The sequence below is a fragment of the Algibacter sp. genome, from assembly GCF_049667265.1.
Taxonomy (GTDB): domain Bacteria; phylum Bacteroidota; class Bacteroidia; order Flavobacteriales; family Flavobacteriaceae; genus Algibacter_B.
Genome location: NZ_JBATHX010000204.1, coordinates 1 through 2,621 on the forward strand (window position 1 = coordinate 1; position 2,621 = coordinate 2,621).

Below are 2,621 nucleotides of genomic sequence, written 5' to 3' on the forward strand. Positions count from 1 at the left end.
CGCTATCAATTATTAATCCTAAGGTTTTAACTGCATGACTTGCCGTTACATTACTGCCAACTCTTACAATACTCCAATCTTTATTATTTGAAATACTTTCAATATCCCAAACATCGCCATGTAACCAGGTAGATTGGGTTGCCCAAGCACCAACAGTTGCCGTTACATATGGCATCGGAGCCGTTTGATCTTGAATGGTTGTAATGTTATATAATGTTAGTGAATTATTATTTCCTGAATAATCTGTTGTTACTCTATTTACAATATCAGTCATTGGGTAATACCCAATTAAGTTATTCCAAGAAATTTTAGTTATCGTTGGTAAATCAATGATATCTTTGGGTATTACTGTACCGCTTACCATACCAGAATTATCACCAATTTCTTGGTATACCATTTGTTGTATTTGGCTTTCGGTTAAAACCGTATTAAAAACTCTAACTTCATCAATATTTCCTCTAAAGTATTGTTTATTACTAACATTACTTGATAACCTACCTACTTCAAAATTAGCATTACTAGAATTTGTGTTTTCTATAGCTGCTCCAGTTGCTGAAACGGTTTGTGAACCTACAAGAACCCCATCGACATAAAGCTGCAAAAGGCCGGTGGTACTTGTATAAGTGCCCGTAATATGATGCCATTCATTTAGAACCAAAAACCCTGGAGAGGTAATTGTTTTTTGAGCAACACCAGCTGCTTTTATAACAAAACTTGGGGTCCAGCCATTTTTTAAAAATAGTTTACACCCAGAATCTTCACCCGCAATAACCATATCGCTTCCCGTTGGATTACCACGCTTTACCCAAGCCATGATAGTCACATCATGTAAACCATCTATAAAACTAGACGTTGATAAATAATCATCTAAACCATCAAAATCTATAGTTGCTGAGGCTGGTGGGTTAACATCAAAGAAATCACGATAATCTAAATCGCCGCCTAAAAGGGCATCGCTATCTACATCTCCAAAAGAACTTGTTAGGTCTGCAACGTCTCCAATAGTCACCTCATCATTTATGTCTAAATACAAAAGAATAGAATCAAAAACATCATCTAATCCATCATTATCAGAATCAATACCGCTTAAAATATCTACGTCCCCGTTTTCTTCAATATCTGGCGTACCATCATTATCAGTATCACTATCTAAGTAATCTGGTGTACCATCTCCATCGGTATCTTCTAAGTTATCCAAGTCGGTTCCACCCATGGAAGATTCATAGTTATCATCTAATCCATTGCCGTTAGCGTCTGTAATACTTGCACTAAGTGCACTAGGCGCGATATATCCAATAGTAGGCTGTGCTTCTACATTATCTGGTATACCATCATCATCACTATCTATATCTATGTAATCAAATTGACTATCTCCATCTCTATCCAAACATGCTGATGCATATCCTTCATCAAAATTTACGTCATCATTCATACTAACAACAAAACTATAAGTTCCAGCAGGGATTGATACAACACCCTCCGATAGTAACCAAGGCGTATTTTCAGAATCACCTCCAATTGGAGTAACGGCAAAAGTGCCGCTATCTGCAACAAGGGTACCAGAACTTCCGGTACTACCAGTAAACACCCGTAAACGTGCCGTACCTGTTGAAAAACCATCTCGGGACGAGAAATATCCTCCATATGTTAATTCTGCACTAAAACCAACAATGAATGATTGATAAAAATCGTTTGACCCTGAAGCAATATCAAGATAATATTGATCTTCACCATCACCCGTTAACGGATTAGCATCTTCAAAAGGACCACCATTTCCATAATCATACCCTCCAGCTCCATCAACCTTTACGATATTAGCACTACTTCCTCCTCCTAAAATCCAAGGGGAAATATCTACGCCAATATTATTTCCATTACTTAGTCCTGTTTTGTTATTAAAGCCACTATCAACCAAGAGGTTTTGGCATTCCAATGCATCAATAATACCATCATTATCATCGTCTAAGTCCGTTGAATCAGCTATTCCATCTCCGTCGCTGTCTTGTGCGTAAATAGTATTTGAAAACAATAATATTGTTACAAATAATATTTTTAAAAGTAGAAATTTTTTCATAGGCTAAATCGTAAATTCGTTTAATCACCTAACGGACTTTAATTAACCTAAATTTTTAGTTAAAAGGATGTGATAATTAATTAGGCACGGAAATTTTAACTAAAAAATTGTAAATCAAGGAAATTTAAGCAATTATGGGTGCTAAATTAGTACAAAATTTCAACAAACGCTAATTAAAAACAGTTTAAGAGATACTATAAGTCGATGAAATACACTATTTTATGAGATTTAGACTTAAAATGCTTATTTATAAAAAAGACCACTCAAAAAAGTAGTCTTTTAAAATATCAATATGTAATAAAGATTATTTTATAATTATTTTTTTAGTTAACACTTCACTAGTTTCAGTTTTCATGAAAACCACATAAGCGCCTGTTGCAATATTATTAAATTGTAATCCGTTTTCCAATCGTTCTCTCGATACATCTTCCAATTCAAAAACAGATTGCCCAAGCATATTAACTAGCGATAATTTACTTACAGCAGTATTTAGTTTTTTAACATATAGTGTGTTGGTTGTATTCTGATAATACTTATAGTTTTCTAC

At 34.5% G+C, this 2,621-nt stretch carries 2 protein-coding genes; both read right to left on the reverse strand.

Annotated elements, in window-relative coordinates:
- Nucleotides 1-2,074, reverse strand: a 2,074-nt coding sequence (locus WBN21_RS07680) for a LamG-like jellyroll fold domain-containing protein (RefSeq protein ID WP_424199017.1), incomplete at its 3' end; no start/stop codon positions are given.
- A 304-nt stretch (nt 2,075-2,378) separates the two neighbouring features.
- On the reverse strand, nt 2,379-2,621 hold a 243-nt coding region (locus WBN21_RS07685), incomplete at its 5' end, for a T9SS type A sorting domain-containing protein (protein ID WP_424199019.1).